13 protein-coding genes and 1 tRNA gene are annotated in these 17468 nt (G+C 62.8%); 1 reads left to right on the top strand and 13 read right to left on the bottom strand.

Annotated features, from left to right (window positions below; translation table 11 throughout):
- The 3 genes from fusA to rpsL are packed head-to-tail and all read right to left on the bottom strand — an operon-like array spanning nucleotide 1 to nucleotide 2962.
- Complete coding sequence (gene fusA / locus PRN20_RS13565) at nucleotides 1–2091, bottom strand: elongation factor G (protein ID WP_273957939.1); 2091 nt, start codon at nucleotides 2089–2091, stop codon at nucleotides 1–3.
- A 16-nt stretch (nucleotides 2092–2107) separates the two neighbouring features.
- Nucleotides 2108–2578: a 30S ribosomal protein S7 gene (gene rpsG / locus PRN20_RS13570; RefSeq protein ID WP_273957940.1), complete on the bottom strand. Its 471-nt coding sequence runs from the start codon at nucleotides 2576–2578 to the stop codon at nucleotides 2108–2110.
- 12 nt (nucleotides 2579–2590) lie between these two features.
- Complete coding sequence (gene rpsL / locus PRN20_RS13575; RefSeq protein WP_273957941.1) at nucleotides 2591–2962, bottom strand: 30S ribosomal protein S12; 372 nt, start codon at nucleotides 2960–2962, stop codon at nucleotides 2591–2593.
- A 492-nt stretch (nucleotides 2963–3454) separates the two neighbouring features.
- Here rpsL and PRN20_RS13580 point away from each other — a divergent pair, with 492 nt between their 5' ends.
- Nucleotides 3455–3922: a YbjN domain-containing protein gene (locus PRN20_RS13580; RefSeq protein ID WP_273957942.1), complete on the top strand. Its 468-nt coding sequence runs from the start codon at nucleotides 3455–3457 to the stop codon at nucleotides 3920–3922.
- 1 nt (nucleotide 3923) lies between these two features.
- On the opposite strand, the gene PRN20_RS13585 is transcribed toward PRN20_RS13580, so the two are convergent.
- From PRN20_RS13585 to PRN20_RS13630, 10 genes are all read right to left on the bottom strand, one after another.
- The gene (locus tag PRN20_RS13585) at nucleotides 3924–4589 is read right to left on the bottom strand and encodes an O-methyltransferase (protein WP_273957943.1); all 666 of its coding nucleotides are present in this window, start codon (nucleotides 4587–4589) and stop codon (nucleotides 3924–3926) included.
- 115 nt (nucleotides 4590–4704) lie between these two features.
- Complete coding sequence (gene rpoC / locus PRN20_RS13590) at nucleotides 4705–8907, bottom strand: DNA-directed RNA polymerase subunit beta' (protein WP_273957944.1); 4203 nt, start codon at nucleotides 8905–8907, stop codon at nucleotides 4705–4707.
- A gap of 82 nt (nucleotides 8908–8989) precedes the next feature.
- Nucleotides 8990–13138 (bottom strand): DNA-directed RNA polymerase subunit beta, encoded by a 4149-nt coding sequence (rpoB, locus tag PRN20_RS13595; RefSeq protein WP_273957945.1) that lies wholly within the window; start codon nucleotides 13136–13138, stop codon nucleotides 8990–8992.
- A gap of 276 nt (nucleotides 13139–13414) precedes the next feature.
- Nucleotides 13415–13789, bottom strand: a complete 375-nt coding sequence (rplL, locus tag PRN20_RS13600; protein WP_273957946.1) for a 50S ribosomal protein L7/L12 — start codon at nucleotides 13787–13789, stop codon at nucleotides 13415–13417.
- A 71-nt stretch (nucleotides 13790–13860) separates the two neighbouring features.
- Nucleotides 13861–14379, bottom strand: a complete 519-nt coding sequence (gene rplJ, locus PRN20_RS13605) for a 50S ribosomal protein L10 (protein WP_273957947.1) — start codon at nucleotides 14377–14379, stop codon at nucleotides 13861–13863.
- Between the two features lie 331 nt (nucleotides 14380–14710).
- Nucleotides 14711–15403 carry a 50S ribosomal protein L1 gene (gene rplA / locus PRN20_RS13610; RefSeq protein WP_273957948.1) on the bottom strand — a complete coding sequence of 231 codons (693 nt, stop codon included), beginning with the start codon at nucleotides 15401–15403 and terminating at the stop codon, nucleotides 14711–14713.
- Between the two features lie 3 nt (nucleotides 15404–15406).
- A complete protein-coding gene (rplK, locus tag PRN20_RS13615; RefSeq protein WP_273957949.1) occupies nucleotides 15407–15835 on the bottom strand; it encodes a 50S ribosomal protein L11 in 429 nt (142 codons plus the stop codon).
- Between the two features lie 175 nt (nucleotides 15836–16010).
- Entirely contained in the window at nucleotides 16011–16541 is a 531-nt protein-coding gene (gene nusG, locus PRN20_RS13620) for a transcription termination/antitermination protein NusG (RefSeq protein ID WP_273957950.1), read from the bottom strand.
- A gap of 35 nt (nucleotides 16542–16576) precedes the next feature.
- Nucleotides 16577–16771: a preprotein translocase subunit SecE gene (secE, locus tag PRN20_RS13625; protein WP_443112560.1), complete on the bottom strand. Its 195-nt coding sequence runs from the start codon at nucleotides 16769–16771 to the stop codon at nucleotides 16577–16579.
- A 245-nt stretch (nucleotides 16772–17016) separates the two neighbouring features.
- Nucleotides 17017–17092, bottom strand: a tRNA-Trp gene (locus PRN20_RS13630).
- Between the last annotated feature and the right edge of the window lie 376 nt (nucleotides 17093–17468).

Consider the following 17468-nt stretch of genomic DNA (forward strand, 5'->3'; position numbering starts at 1 on the left):
TCAGGCGTACTTCGCCTGAACCTCCTGAGCGACCGCCTGCGGCACCTGCTCGTAGTGATCAAACGTCATGGTGTACTGCGCGCGCCCCTGGCTCATGGAACGCAGCGAGTTCACGTAGCCGAACATGTTGGCTAGCGGGACCATCGCGTCGATCACCTGGGCAATACCCCTGGCCTCGGTGCCGCGGATCTGACCGCGGCGAGAGTTCAGATCGCCGATGACGTCGCCGACATAGTCTTCCGGGGTGAGAACTTCAACCCGCATGATCGGCTCCAAGATCTTCGGAGCTGCCTTCTCGATAGCCTCACGGAAGCCCGCGCGGCCGGCGATTTCGAACGCCAGGACCGACGAGTCGACGTCGTGATAGGCGCCATCGGTCAGTACGAACTTCACGTCCACGATCGGGAAGCCGATGATCGGACCGGCACCCATGACGGAAGCCACGCCCTTCTCGACGCCCGGCACGTATTCCTTCGGCACGTTGCCGCCGACGACTTCCGAAGCGAACTGGAAGCCGGCGCCCGGCTCATTGGGCTCGATACGGAACTTGATGCGCGCGAACTGACCCGAACCACCCGACTGCTTCTTGTGGGTGTAGTCGTGCTCGACGGTGCGGGTGATCGCCTCGCGGTATGCCACCTGCGGCGCACCGATGTTGGCTTCCACCTTGAACTCGCGCTTCATGCGGTCGACGAGAATGTCGAGGTGAAGTTCGCCCATACCCGAAATGATGGTCTGGCCGGACTCTTCGTCGGTCTTGACGCGGAAGCTCGGGTCTTCGGCAGCCAGGCGAGCGAGGGCGAGGCCCATCTTCTCCTGGTCGGCCTTGGACTTCGGCTCGACGGCGATATCGATAACCGGCTCCGGAAACTCCATGCGCTCGAGGATGACCTTGTGGGCCGGATCCGAAAGCGTATCACCCGTCGTCGTGTCCTTGAGACCGACGATGGCGACGATGTCGCCGGCGTAGGCCTCATTGATCTGCTCGCGCGAATTCGCGTGCATCTGGAACATGCGACCGACGCGTTCCTTCTTTTCCTTCACCGTGTTCTCGAGCGACGCGCCGGCTTCGAGGTGACCCGAGTAGATGCGGCAGAAGGTCAGCGAGCCCATGTGCGGGTCGTTGGCAATCTTGAACGCCAGCATCGACAGCGGCTCGTCATCGGTCGCGTGGCGCTCGACTTCGGCCCCGGTCTTGACGTCGATACCCTTGATCGCGGGAATGTCGGTCGGAGCAGGAAGGAAGTCGATGACGCCGTCCAGCAGAGGCTGCACGCCCTTGTTCTTGAAGGACGAACCGCAGAACACCGGGTACAGCTTCACGTCGCAGGTGCCCTTGCGGATCAGCCGGCGCAGCGTGTCGTTGTCCGGCATCTCGCCGTTGAGGTAGGCCTCGGTGGCCGCATCGTCCATCTCGACGGCGGTCTCGATCATCTTCTCGCGGTACTCAACGGCCTTGGCCTTGAGGTCCTCGGGAATCTCGACCACGTCCCACTGCGCGCCCAACTCTTCGTTGCGCCACACGATGGCGTTCATCTCGATGAGATCGACGACACCGCGGAAATCGCTCTCCGAGCCGATCGGCAGCTGCATCACCACCGGCTTGATGCCGAGGCGCTTATCAAGCGTGTCGAGGCAGAAGTAGAAATCGGCACCGATCTTGTCCATCTTGTTGACGAAGATCAGACGCGGAACGTTGTACTTGTCGGCCTGGCGCCAGACGGTTTCCGTCTGCGGCTCGACGCCCTGGTTGCCGTCAAGCAGCGCGATGGCGCCGTCGAGCACACGGAGCGAACGCTCGACTTCAATGGTGAAGTCCACGTGTCCGGGAGTGTCGATGATATTGAAGCGGAACTGGGTGCCGTCACGGCCCTTCCAGAACGTGGTGGTCGCGGCGGACGTGATCGTGATGCCGCGCTCCTGCTCCTGCTCCATCCAGTCCATGGTCGCGGCGCCGTCGTGAACTTCGCCGATCTTATGGGACTTGCCGGTGTAGTAGAGGATACGCTCGGTCGTAGTCGTCTTGCCGGCATCAATGTGGGCCATGATGCCGAAGTTGCGGTAGTGATTGATCGGGTATTCGCGGGCCATCTGAGCGAGCCTTCCGTTACCAGCGGTAGTGCGAGAAGGCACGGTTGGCGTCAGCCATACGGTGCGTGTCTTCGCGTTTCTTGACGGCCTGACCGCGGCCATTGACGGCATCCATGAGCTCGCCGGAGAGGCGCTCCTTCATGGTGTGCTCGCCACGCTTGCGGGCGGATTCGATGAGCCAGCGGATGGCGAGAGCCTGCTGACGATCGGTACGGACCTCAACCGGGACCTGGTACGTCGCACCACCGACGCGGCGCGAACGGACTTCGACGGCCGGACGGATGTTGTCGAGCGCACCGTGGAACACGGTGACCGGATCCTGCTTCAGCTTGGCCTGCACGATGTCGAAGGCACCGTAGACGATCGACTCTGCGACCGACTTCTTGCCGTCTTCCATCAGCGAGTTCATGAACTTCGAAACGACGAGATCGCCGAACTTCGGATCGGGATTGACTTCGCGCTTCTCAGCAGCGTGACGACGGGACATTGGATCTGCTCCTTACTTCGGCCGCTTCGCGCCGTACTTCGAACGGCGCTGCCTACGATCCTTCACCGACTGGGTGTCGAGAACGCCGCGCAGCACGTGGTAACGCACACCCGGAAGGTCACGCACACGACCGCCACGGATAAGCACAACCGAGTGCTCCTGGAGGTTGTGGCCTTCGCCGGGGATGTAGGAAATGACTTCGCGAGACGTGGTCAGCCGGACCTTGGCGACCTTACGCAGAGCCGAGTTCGGCTTCTTCGGGGTAGTCGTATAGACGCGAGAGCACACGCCGCGCTTCTGCGGGTTTGCTTCCATCGCCGGTACTTTGTTCCGCTTGGGCTTGGAAACCCGAGGCTTGCGGATCAACTGATTAATGGTCGGCATTGCGCTCTTTCCATCGGTCCGAAATCGTTGCGGAAGACGCAAACAAACCAAAGGGGCGCCATTCCCACCCATACTTGGGCAGCGGCGCCTCTCATTGCAGCGGACCACCGGGGCTACCGGCGTTCATGCGCACAAAGATTTGTCGTCGTCTCGTGCCTTTGGCAGTGTGTTTGAGGTTCCTGGATGCCCGCTCTAGTTGGCAGATACCCGCGTGAACTTCACGACCGACCGCTAAGGTTGCGCCTCTATATGGGGAGCGAGTCTCCCCGTCAAGGATTCTTTGCTGGGAAAGAGATGCCAAGCAGCCCGCAAAACCGGGCATCTCGGCCCGCTGGGCACTTCTTGGTCGGAAGGCAGACCTTGTTTGCCCCGAGCGCATGGCTATTGCCAGCCTAGAGTCGTGGTTTTCCTCGACTTTTGAGAATCGGGCCGGCCGATGCATTGGCCGGCGCAAGTCCAACGTGTAGTGTCCGGCCGCTCAGGAGACATGTCATGAAGCTCGCCGCTGCCGTTCTTGCCGCCGCCCTCCTCGCGTCCCCTGCCCTGTCCCAGGAGATCGTGGACGGCAGCAAGGTCGACGAGGTCGTGGCCATCGCCAAGGGATACGGCACTGCCACGCTGGAATCGCAGCCCGACGGCGCCCCCCGTATCGCCGGCAGCATCGGGGACATGACCTACTACGTGTTCTTCATGAACTGCGCCGCCGACAAGGCCTGCGAGGACCTCAACTTCTACGCCGCATTCGCCGACATCAAACCGACCCTGGATGCGCTCAACGCCTGGAACCGGGACAAGCGCTTCGGGAACGCCTACCTGGACTCCGACCTGGATGCGGCCATCGAGTACGACGTGAACCTCGAGCACGGTGTCACCCGGGACAACCTGGATGCCGCCTTCAGCCTCTGGTCGGTGCTACTTCAGCAGTATGCCGACTATGTCGGGTTCACCCCGGCCCGGTAGCTCAGTCGAGGATGGCTATCGCGAAGCCGTCGTAGCCCTTGGCGCCGACGGTCTGGAGGGCTGTCGCTGATAGTCGGGAGTTGGCGGCTATCAGGTCGAAGGCGCCCCGGCTTCCCAGCACATTGGGATCAGAGCTGGCCGCATTCACCAGTTGGCCGTCGCGTACGACGTTGTCCAGGACGATCACCGTTCCCGGCCGCCCGAGCTTGATGGCCCAGTCGAGATAGACCGTGTTGCTGGGCTTGTCGGCATCGATGAACACGAGGTCGAAGGGCTCCGGGTTCTCTGCTGCCAGCAGGGGCAGCGTTTCGGCGGCCGCGCCGACACGAACGGTGATCCGGTCGGACAGCCCTGCCCGCTTGATGTTCTGCCGCGCAACCTCGGCGTGATGCGGATCGTACTCGAGCGTCACGACGGCACCGTCCGCCGGCAGCGCCTTGGCCATCCAGATCGTGGAGTAGGCTCCCAGTGTTCCGATCTCGAGCACCCGTTTTGCGCCGCTCATCCGGACCAGCAGGTTCAGGAACTTGCCCTGGGCAGGCGATACGTCGATCGGCCGGAGGCCAGCCTCGGCGTTGGCGCGAAGAGCTTGGCTGTTGGCCCGGTCCTGCTTCACCAGCTTGAGCTCGATGTACTCGTCGACCTTGCTCCAAACCGCTGCGGTCATTGGCCTTCTCCTCGTCGCACATCTTCTAGGACCGCCGTGATGACGGATCAATGACACGATCGCCAATGAGAAAGGGCCCCGAGGGGCCCTTTCGAAGTCACTTGCCTGAGCCCGCTTACTCGGCGGGTTCGGACGGCACGGCGTCCGGGGCCGGGATGGCGGCCGTTTCGGCCTGGCGGCGGCGCTCGTCGAGGATCATCTCGTCGCGACGGCCGGCAATGGCCTTGGCCTTGGAGGTACCGGCACCGGTGCCCGCCGGGATGAGGCGGCCGACGATGACGTTTTCCTTGAGGCCTTCGAGCAGGTCGGCCTTGCCGGAAACGGCCGCCTCGGTGAGGACGCGGGTGGTTTCCTGGAAGGACGCGGCCGACACGAACGAGCGGGTCTGCAGCGACGCCTTGGTGATGCCGAGCAGTACCGGGTTGGCAGTCGCCGGCTTCTTGCCGTCGGCCACCAGCTGGTCGTTGAGCTCGTCGAAGTCCAGCTTGTCGAGCTGCTCGTCCTTGAGCATGCCCGAGTCACCCGGGTTCACGATCTCGACCTTCTGCAGCATCTGGCGAACGATCACCTCGATGTGCTTGTCGTTGATCAGCACGCCCTGGAGCCGGTAGACCTCCTGGATCTCGTTGACGAGGTAACGAGCAAGCTCTTCCACGCCCTTGATCGCCAGGATGTCGTGCGGTGCCGGGTTGCCGTCGAGGATGTACTCACCCTTCTCGATGGTGTCGCCTTCCTGCAGGTGGAACGGCTTCCCCTTCGGGATCAGGTACTCGACGGGCTCGCCACCCTCTTCGGCCGGCTCGATGATGATCCGGCGCTTGTTCTTGTAGTCGCGACCGAATTTGATCGTGCCGGTGATCTCCGCGATGATCGCGTGATCCTTGGGACGACGTGCCTCGAACAGCTCGGCCACACGCGGCAGACCGCCGGTGATGTCCTTGGTCTTGGCGCTTTCCAGCGGGATACGGGCCAGCACGTCACCCGGCGACACCTTCTCGCCCGGCTCGACGGCAATGACCGCATCCACCGAGAGCAGGTACCGGGCTTCGCCGCCGCGATCGAGCTTGACGACGGCGTCGCCCCGCTTGACCGTCAGCGCCGGCTTCAGCGCATCGTTACGCTGGCTACCGCGCCAGTCCATGACGACACGCTTGGTGAAGCCGGTGGTCTCGTCGGTGTTTTCCGCCACGGACGCACCGTCCACGAGGTCCTCGAAGCCAACTTCGCCGTCGACTTCCGCAAGGATCGGACGGGTGTACGGATCCCATTCGGCGATACGCTGGCCACGCTTGACCTCGGAACCGTCGTCCACGCGGAGCTTGGCACCGTAGGTGACGCGGTGGGTGGTCCGCTCCTTGCCATCGGGATCAAGGATCGCGATGGTCACGTTGCGGCCCATGGCGATCAACTGCCCGCCGGCGATCTTGGCGACGTTGCGGTTGCGGATCTCGACCTTACCCTCGGCACCAGCCTCCAGGTACGAGGAGTCCACCACCTGCGCCGTGCCACCGATGTGGAACGTGCGCATGGTGAGCTGGGTGCCCGGCTCACCGATCGACTGGGCGGCGATAACGCCGACAGCCTCACCGATGTTGACCGGCGTACCGCGAGCGAGGTCGCGACCGTAGCACGCGGCGCAGCAGCCCTGGCGGAGATCGCAGGTCAGCGGCGAACGGATGCGCATCGACTGGACCTTGTAGCTCTCGATGAGCTCCACGTCCTTTTCGGTGAGCAGCGTGCCCTTGGGAACGATGACTTCGCCGTTCTCCGGGTTCACCACATCGTCAGCCGCAGTACGACCGAGGATGCGCTGGCCCAGCGAGGCTACGACCTGGCCGGCGTCGACGATGGGTTCCATCGTCAGGCCGCGCTCGGTGCCGCAATCGAGCTCGGTGATGATCGAGTCCTGGGCGACGTCAACCAGACGACGCGTCAGGTAACCCGAGTTCGCGGTCTTCAGCGCGGTGTCCGCGAGACCCTTACGGGCGCCGTGGGTCGAGTTGAAGTACTCGAGAACGTTCAGGCCTTCCTTGAAGTTGGCCGTGATCGGGGTCTCAATGATCGAGCCGTCCGGACGCGCCATCAGGCCGCGCATACCGGCGAGCTGCTTCATCTGCGCCGGCGAACCGCGGGCGCCCGAGTGGCTCATCATGTAGACCGAGTTGATCGGCAGCTGACGACCGGTCTCCGGGTCAAACTTGACCGCGGCGATACCCTTCATCATCTCCTCGGCGACCTTGTCACCGCACTTGGCCCAGGCATCGACAACCTTGTTGTACTTCTCGCCCTGGGTGATGAGGCCGTCGTTGTACTGCTGCTCGAACTCCTCGACCAGCTTCCGGGTCTCCTCCACGATCGTGTACTTGGAGGCCGGGATGACCATGTCGTCCTTGCCGAACGAGATGCCGGCGCGGGCCGCGTGCTTGAAGCCCAGGTCCATGATGCGGTCACAGAAGATGACCGTCTCCTTCTGACCGCAACCGCGATACACGGTGTCGATCATCTTGGAGATCATCTTCTTGGTCATCAGCTGGTTGGCCGTCGCGTACGGCACCTTGATGCTCTTGGGAAGAAGCTTGCCCAGGATCATGCGGCCCGGGGTCGTCTCGACGACCTCGGTGGTGCGGTTCCCGTCCTCGTCATAGACGTCGACGCGACCCTTGATCTTGGAGTGCATGGTCACCACGCCCGAAACGAGCGCGTGCTCCAGCTCGCCCATGTCCGAGAAGGCCATGCCCTGCCCGGGCTCGCCCTCGTTCATGAGGCTGAGGTGGTACAGACCCAGCACGATGTCCTGGCTCGGCACGATGATCGGCTGGCCGTTGGCCGGGTGCAGGATGTTGTTGGTCGACATCATCAGCACGCGGGCTTCGAGCTGCGCCTCGAGCGAGAGCGGCACGTGAACGGCCATCTGGTCGCCGTCGAAGTCGGCGTTGAAAGCCGCGCAGACGAGCGGATGCAGCTGGATGGCCTTGCCTTCGATCAGGTGCGGCTCGAACGCCTGGATGCCCAGACGGTGAAGCGTGGGCGCACGGTTCAGCAGAACCGGGTGCTCGCGGATCACTTCGTCGAGGATATCCCAGACCTCGGGCTTCTCCTTCTCGACCAGCTTCTTGGCCTGCTTCACCGTCGACGAGAGGCCCTTGGCCTCAAGGCGCGAGTAGATGAACGGCTTGAACAGCTCGAGCGCCATCTTCTTGGGCAGGCCGCACTGGTGGAGCTTGAGCTCCGGACCCACGGTGATCACCGAACGGCCGGAATAGTCCACGCGCTTGCCGAGCAGGTTCTGGCGGAACCGGCCCTGCTTGCCCTTGAGCATGTCGGACAGCGACTTCAGCGGACGCTTGTTCGCACCGGTGATGGTGCGGCCACGGCGGCCGTTGTCGAACAGCGCATCGACCGCTTCCTGAAGCATGCGCTTCTCGTTGCGGATGATGATATCGGGTGCCCGCAGTTCGATAAGCCGCTTCAGGCGGTTGTTACGGTTGATCACGCGACGATAGAGGTCGTTCAGATCGGACGTGGCGAAGCGGCCGCCGTCCAGCGGGACGAGCGGGCGGAGCTCCGGCGGAATGACCGGAACGACAGTCATGATCATCCACTCGGGCTTGTTGCCCGAGACAATGAACTGCTCGACGATCTTCAGGCGCTTGGCCAGCTTCTTCGGCTTCAGCTCGGTGGTCGCCTCGGCGATCTCGACGCGGAGGTCCGCAGCGATCTTCTCGAGGTCAAGCGAGAGCAGCAGGTCGCGGATGGCTTCAGCGCCGATCTTGGCGGTGAAGGTGTCGGCCCCATACTGGTCCTGCGCGTCGAGGTACTGTTCCTCGGTCACGAGCTCGTTCACGCCGAACGGGGTCAGACCCGGGTCCAGCACGACGTACTGCTCGAAGTAGAGGATGCGCTCGATATCCTTCAGCGTCATGTCGAGCAGCAGTGCGATGCGGCTCGGCAGCGACTTCAGGAACCAGATGTGAGCGACCGGAGCGGCGAGCTCGATGTGGCCCATGCGCTCGCGACGGACGCGCGACAGCGTGACTTCAACGCCGCACTTCTCGCAGATGACGCCCTTGAACTTCATGCGCTTGTACTTGCCGCACAGGCACTCGTAGTCCTTCACGGGCCCGAAGATGCGCGCGCAGAACAGGCCGTCGCGCTCGGGCTTGAACGTGCGGTAGTTGATCGTCTCCGGCTTCTTGATCTCGCCGTAGGACCAGCTGAGGATCTTCTCCGGGCTGGCGATCGAGATTTTCATCTGATCGAACAACTGCACCGGGGCCTGAGCGTTGAACGGGTCCATGACGTGGTGATGAGTAGACATCGGTATTTAGCTCCTCTTCTCGATGGCTCCGGGTCTCAGGCCCGGAGCGCACCGAAGTGGTGTGTGGGTGAACGTGGCAGCCTTATTCCGCCGCGTTCTGAGGAGGTGCGAGCTGGTTGTCGGCGGGGCCGCCCTGGGGCAGCGCATCGCCTTCAAACGTATCCAGCTCGACATTGAGGCCCAGCGAACGGATTTCCTTGACGAGAACGTTGAAGCTCTCGGGGATCCCCGCCTCGAAGGTGTCGTCACCGCGGACGATCGCTTCGTAGACCTTGGTACGACCGGCAACGTCGTCCGACTTGATCGTGAGCATTTCCTGGAGGGTGTATGCAGCGCCGTAAGCTTCGAGCGCCCACACCTCCATTTCGCCGAAACGCTGGCCGCCGAACTGCGCCTTGCCACCCAGCGGCTGCTGGGTAACGAGCGAGTACGGGCCGATCGAGCGCGCGTGGATCTTGTCGTCCACGAGGTGGTGGAGCTTCAGCATATAGATGTAGCCCACGGTCACCTGGCGATCGAACTGCTCACCGGTACGGCCGTCGAAGACGCTCGACTGGCCGGTGGCCTTGAGGCCGGCCCGGTTCAGCATGTCGACGATGTCGCTCTCCTTGGCGCCGTCGAACACCGGCGTGGCGATCGGGACGCCCTTGGAGAGATGCTCGCCCAGCCGTGCGATCGAGTCGTCGTCCAGGTTGGAGACGTAATCGTCGCCCTCGTAGAGCGCGCTGATCTCCTTCTTGAGCGGCGTCAGATCACCCTTCTGCTGGTAGATCCTCATCATCTCGTCGATCTTCTTGCCCACGCCACGGCATGCCCAGCCGAGGTGCGTCTCGAGGATCTGGCCCACGTTCATGCGCGACGGCACACCGAGCGGGTTCAGCACGATGTCGACGTGCGTACCGTCTTCCAGGTACGGCATGTCTTCGATCGGCACGATGCGCGAAACCACACCCTTGTTGCCGTGACGGCCGGCCATCTTGTCGCCCGGCTGGATCTTGCGCTTGGTCGCAACGAAGACCTTGACCATCTTCATCACGCCCGGCGGAAGTTCGTCACCGCGCTGCAGCTTGTCGACCTTGTCGATGAAGCGCTGCTCGAGCAGCTTGCGGCTCTCCTCGTACTGAGCGTGGAGGGCCTCCATCTCAGCCATGACCTTGTCGTCTTCGAGGGCGAACTGCCACCACTTCGACCGCGGCTGGGCGTCGAAGGTCGCGTCGTTCAGCTTGGTGCCCGCGACATAGCCCTTCGGGCCGGTCGTGGCGGTCTTGCCGAACAGCATTTCCTTCAGGCGCGCATAGACGTTGCGGTCGAGGATCGACTGCTCGTCGTCACGGTCCTTGGCCAGGCGCTCGATTTCCTCGCGCTCGATGGCCATGGCGCGCTCGTCCTTGTCGATGCCGTGGCGGTTGAACACGCGCACTTCAACGACAGTACCAGCATCGCCCGGCGGAACGCGGAGCGAGGTATCACGGACGTCCGAGGCCTTCTCGCCGAAGATGGCGCGGAGGAGCTTCTCTTCCGGCGTCATCGGGCTTTCGCCCTTCGGCGTGATCTTGCCGACCAGGATGTCACCAGCCGCGACCTCGGCACCGATATGAACGATACCGGCTTCGTCGAGGTTCTTGAGCGCCTCTTCCGAGACGTTCGGGATGTCGCGGGTGATTTCCTCGGGACCGAGCTTGGTATCACGGGCCATCACTTCGTATTCCTCGATATGGATCGAGGTGAACACGTCCTGCATGGCGATCTTCTCGCTGAGCAGGATCGAGTCTTCGAAGTTGTAGCCGTTCCACGGCATGAACGCGACGAGCACGTTCCGGCCGAGGGCGAGATCGCCCAGTTCGGTCGACGGACCATCCGCAACGATGTCGCCGGCCTCGACGTGGTCGCCCACCACAACCAGCGGACGCTGGTTGATGCAGGTCGACTGGTTCGAACGCTGGAACTTCATCAGGTTGTAGATGTCGACGCCCGGCTTGCCCGGATCGGTCTCTTCGGTGGCGCGGATAACGATACGGGTCGCATCCACCTGGTCGACGATGCCCTTGCGCTTGGCGACGATCGCGGCGCCCGAGTCACGGGCCACGACCGACTCCATGCCGGTGCCCACGAACGGGGCCTCGGCGCGCAGCAGCGGCACAGCCTGACGCTGCATGTTCGAGCCCATGAGCGCGCGGTTGGCGTCGTCGTTCTCGAGGAACGGGATGAGCGCCGCGGCCACCGAAACGATCTGCTTCGGAGACACGTCCATCAGGTCGATGGTCTCTTTCGGCGTCAGGCCGTTGTCGCCAGCGTGGCGGGCAACGATCAGGTCGTTCTTGAACTCGCGCTTGTCGGTCAGCTCGGCATTGGCCTGGGCAACGAAGTGCTTGGCCTCTTCCATAGCCGACAGATAGACGACGTCGTCAGTGACCTTGCCGTCCACGACCTTGCGGTACGGGGTCTCGATGAAGCCGTACTTGTTCACGCGAGCAAACGTCGCGAGGCTGTTGATCAGGCCGATGTTCGGGCCTTCCGGCGTCTCGATCGGGCAGATACGGCCATAGTGGGTCGGGTGCACGTCACGGACTTCAAAGCCGGCACGCTCACGGGTGAGACCGCCCGGCCCAAGCGCCGAGAGACGACGCTTGTGCGTGATCTCGGAGAGCGGGTTGGTCTGGTCCATGAACTGCGAAAGCTGGCTCGAGCCGAAGAACTCGCGCACGGCGGCCGCCGCCGGCTTGGCATTGATCAGGTCCTGCGGCATGACGGTGTCGATCTCGACCGACGACATGCGCTCCTTGATCGCGCGCTCCATACGGAGCAGCCCGAGCCGGTAGTGGTTCTCCATGAGCTCGCCGACCGAACGCACCCGGCGGTTGCCGAGGTTGTCGATGTCGTCGATCTCGCCCTTGCCGTCACGCAGTTCGACGAGCGTACGAACGACCTCGACGATGTCCTCCTTGCGAAGGATGCGCACGCTGTCCTCGACCTCGAGGTCGAGGCGCATGTTCATCTTCACGCGGCCGACGGCCGAGAGGTCATAGCGCTCGCTGTCGAAGAACAGCGACTTGAACATCGCTTCGGCGGTTTCGACGGTCGGCGGCTCGCCCGGACGCATGACGCGGTAGATGTCGAACAGCGCGTCCTCGCGGGACTCGTTCTTGTCGACGGCCAGCGTATTGCGGATGTAGGCACCGACGGTCACGTGGTCGATGTCGAGGATCGGCAGCTCGTCGAAGCCCTTGTCCTTGAGCTTGGTCAGCAGCTTCTCGTCGATCTCGTCGCCCGCCTCGGCAAAGATCTCGCCGGTCCGGAGGTCGACCAGATCCTGCGCGATGAACTGACCGTAGAGGTCCTCTTCCACCACTGCGAGGTGCGTCAGACCGCCCTCGGCGAGCTTCTTGGCCTGCCGCGGGGAGAGCTTCTTGCCGCCTTCGTGGACGACGTCGCCGGTGTTCGCGTCGATGAGGTCGAACGTCGGCTTGGCGTTCTTCATCTTCTCGGCGTCGAACGGCTTGCGCCAGCCGGTCTTGGTCTTCTCGAACGAGACGGTGTCGTAATAGGTCGCGAGGATTTCCTCGGCGTCCATGCCGAGCGCCTTGAGCAGCGACGTCACCGGGATCTTACGGCGACGGTCGATACGGGCGTAGACGATGTCCTTGGCGTCGAATTCGATGTCGAGCCAGGAACCGCGGTACGGGATGATGCGCGCGGCGAAGAGCAGCTTGCCCGAAGAGTGGGTCTTGCCCTTGTCGTGATCGAAGAACACGCCCGGCGAGCGGTGCATCTGCGAGACGATAACGCGCTCGGTACCGTTCACGATGAACGTGCCGTTCGACGTCATGAAGGGCATGTCGCCCATGTAGACGTCCTGCTCCTTGATGTCCTTGACGGAGCGGGCGCCGGTCTCTTCATCAACTTCGAACACGATCAGGCGAAGCGTGACCTTGAGCGGCGCTGCGAACGTCATGTCGCGCTGACGGCACTCGTCGACGTCATACTTCGGCTGCTCGAACTCGTACTTCACGAATTCGAGGGATGCCGTGTTGGAAAAGTCGGTGATCGGAAAGACCGACCGGAAAACGGATTGAAGCCCCTCATCGGGACGCCCGCCCTTGGGCTCGGCCACGAGGAGGAACTGATCATAGGAGGCCTTCTGGACCTCGATCAGATTGGGCATCTCCGTGACTTCGCGAATGCTGCCGAAAGACTTGCGTACCTTGCGGCGGCCGTTGAACGTGGTAGCCATACCAGCTCCTCAATTTTCTCGATGTCTCGGAGGCAGATGTCCAAAGGCCCGACTATCAGCCGTCGGGCATCAGGACATCGGCCTTGTTCTGTATTCGTCCGGGCCTCGATGGGAGGGAGACCCTAAGTTCCGCAACTCAATATCGTCGCGGGTTATTCCCGCTATGAGCGCCCTGCCCGACCATCCATTCGTCGGGTGGCGACCGTCCCTATAGTCAACACTGGGACGGGAATGAGGCAGCGCCGGTGGCGCTGCCCCGTAGATCGATAGGCGAACTTACTTGAGTTCGACCTTGGCGCCGGCAGCTTCCAGCTTCTTCTTGATGTCTTCGGCCTCGGCCTTCGAAGCGCCTTCCTTGACGGCCTTCGGAGCACCTTCGACCAGAGCCTTGGCTTCGCCGAGACCCAGACCGGTGATGGCGCGGACTTCCTTGATGACGTTGATCTTGTTGTCGCCGAACGAGGCGAGGATCACGTCGAATTCGGTCTTCTCTTCAGCCGGGGCAGCAGCGGCAGCGGCCGGGCCGGCAGCGACGGCGACCGGAGCGGCAGCCGAGACGCCCCACTTCTCTTCGAGAAGCTTCGACAGCTCGGAAGCCTCGATCACGGTGAGGGCAGACAGGTCGTCTACGAGTTTGGCGAGATCAGCCATTTGATTTCACTCTCTTTGATGTTTCAGTTCGAACCGTGGAGGGCCAGATCGGCCCCACGTGGGTAGTTTGCCTATGCTGCATTGCTCTTCTCGGCGTGCGCCGAGATGACCCGTGCAACCGCACCGCCAGGGGCCTGCAGGACAGACGCGATACGCGTGCCGGGCTGCTTGAGCATCCCTGCGAGCGTGGCGCGGAGCTGGTCCAGCGAGGGCATCGTGGCGAGCGCCTTGACGTTGTTCGCGTCGAGCCCGGTCTTCCCCATTGCGCCACCGAGAACCACGAACTTCTGGTTCTTGTCGGCGAAAGCGGCCGCGACTTTCGGCGCGGTCATGGGATCCTCGGCGAAGGCGACGACGGTCGGACCTGTGAACAGGGCCGAGATGTCCGCGTTGTCGGTTTCCTTCAGAGCAAGCTTGGCAAGGCGGTTCTTGGCCACCTTGATCGTCCCACCGGCCTGCTTCATCTGCCTGCGCAGATTTTCCAGGTCGGCAACGGTCAAGCCGGCGTTCTGGGCGACCACGATCGACCCGGCCGTCGCAAACGACGACTGGAGCGAGGTGATGAGCTCAGCCTTTTCCGCTCTTTCCACTGCTAGTCTCCACATATGGCCCGGAGATAGGTCCCGGACCGTTTGCCAATTGCTGCCCTCCGTTTCGGGAGTACAGCGGTTGATGCCTGTCAACCGGCTGACCGTCGGAGGGCGAAATGCCCCTTGGCGGCAACTGGCCTGGTTCGAACCGGAACGAATTCCGGTCTTCACCCCATCTATGCAGGCCCCTTTTCCTTTGATCGCGCGCTGCGCGTCTCTGGGCCGGGATTAGGCGCCTGTTGGCGCACCCGCAGTCTCGGACAGGACTTCTGCCAATCTCACGATCGGCATCTCCGGCGGCCGAAGCCGCCGGAAACTGGATTCGCCGGTCTTAGTGGACCGACGACGGGTCGACATGGACGCCCGGGCCCATGGTCGACGAAACGGCGACGCGCTTCACGTAGGTGCCCTTGGCACCAGCCGGCTTCGCCTTGTTCACGGCGTCCGCAAACGCCTTGATGTTCTCGAGCAGGGCCTGCTCGCTGAACGAGGCCTTGCCAACGCCGGCGTGCAGGATACCGGCCTTCTCGACGCGGAACTCCACGGCACCGCCCTTGGCGGCCTTGACCGCACCGGCGACGTCCGGAGTCACGGTACCAACCTTCGGGTTCGGCATCAGGTTGCGCGGGCCGAGGATCTTACCAAGACGGCCAACCAGCGGCATCATGTCCGGGGTCGCGATAACGCGATCGAACTCGATCTTGCCCGACTGGACGATCTCGACGAGATCTTCCGCACCGACGATGTCGGCGCCGGCCTTCTTGGCCTCTTCAGCCTTGGCGTCCTTGGCGAACACGGCGACGCGAACGGTCCTGCCGGTGCCATTGGGGAGGTTCACCACGCCGCGGACCATCTGGTCGGCGTGACGCGGGTCGACACCCAGGTTGAACGCAACTTCGACGGTCTCGTCGAACTTGGCCTTGGCGCGTTCCTTGACCAGCTTGATGGCCTCTTCGACGCCATAGAGCTTCTTGCGGTCGATGCCTTCGCGGATCGCGACAGTACGCTTACCGAGCTTCGTCATCGCTTAGCCCTCCACCTGCAGGCCCATAGACCGGGCGGAACCAGCGATCATGCTCATCGCCTGCTCGACGTCATAGGCGTTGAGATCCTTCATCTTCGCTTCGGCGATCGCACGGATCTGCTTCTGCGAGATGGTGCCGGCAGATTCCTTGCCCGGAAGCTTAGAACCGGACTTCAGGTTCACGGCCTTCTTGATCAGGTAGGTCACGGGCGGCAGGCGGGTCTCGAACGTGAAGCTCTTGTCCGCATAGATGGTGATCACGACCGGGGTCGGAGCGCCCTTTTCCTGCTCGGCGGTCTTCGCATTGAAGGCCTTGCAAAATTCCATGATGTTGAGGCCGCGCTGGCCGAGCGCGGGGCCGATCGGGGGCGACGGGGTCGCCGAGCCGGCCGGGACCTGAAGCTTCAGGTAGCCAGTAATCTTTTTTGCCATGATCTATCTCCATGTTCGCCCACGATTGGGCAGGCGATCCGCGTCACCGGATCAGTGAGACGCCGTGGTCCGGGACTTATGAGCGCTTGGCGAGCGCCCGACCCTCCCACGATTTCGGGCAGCCTTGCAGCCACCCCATCGGCTTGCGCCGAATTCTTCAACCAGCCCGAGAAGACTAGACCTTCTCGACCTGGCCGTATTCCAGTTCGACGGGCGTCGGACGCCCGAAGATCGAAACTTCCACCTTGAGGCGCGAACGCTCCTCGTCGACCTCTTCCACCACGCCATTGAAGCTGGCGAAGGGGCCATCCGAAACGCGCACCTGCTCGCCGACCTCGAACGAGACCGACGGCTTGGGGTGCTCCACGCCTTCCTGCACCTGCTGCAGGATGGCCATGGCTTCCTTCTCGGAGATCGGCATGGGCTTGTCGCCCGAGCCGAGGAATCCGGTAACCTTGGGCGTGTTCTTGATCAGATGGAACGCCTGGTCGGTCATCTCCATCTTCACCAGCACGTAGCCCGGGAAGAACTTGCGCTCGGCATCGACCTTGCGGCCGCGACGCATCTCGACGACCTTCTCGGTCGGCACGATCACGTCGTCGAACAGCTCCTCGAGCTTCTTCTGAGCAACCTTCTGCTTGATATCCTCAGCGACCTTGCGCTCGAAGTTCGAATACGCCTGAACGATGTACCAGCGTTTGGCCATGCCGCGCCGTAGCTCCTAAGAAATCCGTTTGCCGCTCAGCGGATCGACAGCATCAGCTGCACGAGCCATGCAATAAGCTGGTCCGCAGCCAGGAAGAACAGGCTCGCGATCACCACCATGATCAGCACCATCACCGTGGAGATCAGCGTCTCCTGCCGTGTGGGCCAGGTCACCTTGCCAACTTCCTGACGAACCTCTTGCAGAAACTTCAGGGGGTTAACGCCAGCCATCAGCCATACTTTCCGTAGCGGCCTTGCGGCCAAAAACCAAGAACCGCGCGAGTCACCTCGGGCGGCTGGGGATGCGGTATCTAATGGCTTGCCTCCACCATTGCAACCCCCGATGACGCTTCCGTGTCAACTCCTCGCGATCCGGCTCGGCCACACCGGGCCTGGACGTCCGCACCCAGGAGGAACTCTCGAAGGGCACAACGAGCGCGCTCTGGCCGATCGTCAGAGATGTCGGGAGATGCAGGTGGCAGGGGCAGCAGGACTTGAACCCGCGACCCTCGGTTTTGGAGACCGATGCTCTACCAACTGAGCTATACCCCTAAACCTGCGGCCCTCCCTCTACTGAAAAGGTGGGAGCTTCGCAAGTGGCAAGCGTGCACAGTTGAGTGCCTGTCGAAAAGCCAAGCCCGGCAGCAGGGCCGGGCCAGTCTCAGTTCCCCTCTCGCAGTCGGCGCCGCTGGTCACCCTCAGGATCGACAGGGATAGCTCCCGCCCGGCGCGCCAATATCGGCACGAAGGTACGGGCTGAGGTCGCGTATGTCGGTGAGTTGGTGGGCGGGGCGGCCGGCGGGCACGAGGCGCGCCAGCCATTGCCAGCGTGCGCGGTGGGCCGGGCCGGTATCTCGATAGAGCATCTCAATCTCCATTCGCTTTCGATGCGTTGAAGCAGAGATGCGTCACCAAGGCTTTGAATTCC

It is taken from the genome of Devosia sp. ZB163 (assembly GCF_028613635.1).
GTDB lineage: Bacteria > Pseudomonadota > Alphaproteobacteria > Rhizobiales > Devosiaceae > Devosia_A.

Coding starts and splice junctions, on each gene's coding strand:
- fusA (WP_273957939.1), bottom strand. CDS start 2,091: ATGGCCCGCGAATACCCGATCAATCACTACCGCAACTTCGGCATCATG.
- rpsG (WP_273957940.1), bottom strand. CDS start 2,578: ATGTCCCGTCGTCACGCTGCTGAGAAGCGCGAAGTCAATCCCGATCCG.
- rpsL (WP_273957941.1), bottom strand. CDS start 2,962: ATGCCGACCATTAATCAGTTGATCCGCAAGCCTCGGGTTTCCAAGCCC.
- PRN20_RS13580 (WP_273957942.1), top strand. CDS start 3,455: ATGAAGCTCGCCGCTGCCGTTCTTGCCGCCGCCCTCCTCGCGTCCCCT.
- PRN20_RS13585 (WP_273957943.1), bottom strand. CDS start 4,589: ATGACCGCAGCGGTTTGGAGCAAGGTCGACGAGTACATCGAGCTCAAG.
- rpoC (WP_273957944.1), bottom strand. CDS start 8,907: ATGTCTACTCATCACCACGTCATGGACCCGTTCAACGCTCAGGCCCCG.
- rpoB (WP_273957945.1), bottom strand. CDS start 13,138: ATGGCTACCACGTTCAACGGCCGCCGCAAGGTACGCAAGTCTTTCGGC.
- rplL (WP_273957946.1), bottom strand. CDS start 13,789: ATGGCTGATCTCGCCAAACTCGTAGACGACCTGTCTGCCCTCACCGTG.
- rplA (WP_273957948.1), bottom strand. CDS start 15,403: ATGACGAAGCTCGGTAAGCGTACTGTCGCGATCCGCGAAGGCATCGAC.
- rplK (WP_273957949.1), bottom strand. CDS start 15,835: ATGGCAAAAAAGATTACTGGCTACCTGAAGCTTCAGGTCCCGGCCGGC.
- nusG (WP_273957950.1), bottom strand. CDS start 16,541: ATGGCCAAACGCTGGTACATCGTTCAGGCGTATTCGAACTTCGAGCGC.
- secE (WP_443112560.1), bottom strand. CDS start 16,771: ATGGCTGGCGTTAACCCCCTGAAGTTTCTGCAAGAGGTTCGTCAGGAA.